A 533-nucleotide genomic window follows, 5' to 3' on the forward strand; every position below is an offset into this window, starting at 1 on the left:
TATGACCTAAGCAATATGAGTGATACTGACTTTCAAAACGAAATCAACGCAGTACTCAGTGCTAGCGGCTTGTAATTAAGTTAACTAACGTCATCCACGATAAACATTAAACTCAAGGTCGAGTGTTGTTTTGTCAGTGGCTTTTGTCTCCGGCTTGTCTCACTAAGGAATTATCAAGTTTTATGTTCTCAGGGATGCTATTCATTTTTGCCCCTCTTGTAGTGGGGTACTTAATTCCTATTTCTCGCGCAGCTTTACTAGAGAAAATTAACCAATCAACTTCATACCTTATTTACGTCATTCTTTCGTTGATGGGTTTAAGTTTAGCTGCCTTAGACAACTTGAGTAGCAACTTGCAGAGTATACTGCTGTACGCTGGTACTTTTTTCGTCTGCTTGAGTGTATGTAACTTACTCGCTCTGCCAATAATCGATAAGATTATCCCGTTGCAGACCAATCACAACCAAAACAAGCTTCCACTTTCTTCTATGGCATTAGAATCAGTAAAACTGATTGTTGTCGTTGGTGGAGGC

Annotated in this window: 1 pseudogene; it reads left to right on the forward strand. The window is 39.6% G+C overall.

What is annotated here, in order from left to right:
- Positions 1-182: 182 nt before the first annotated feature.
- Positions 183-533 (forward strand): annotated as a pseudogene (locus R7Q46_RS29915) (hypothetical protein); the annotation flags it as partial.

The sequence above is a fragment of the Vibrio sp. 811 genome (assembly GCF_033339195.1).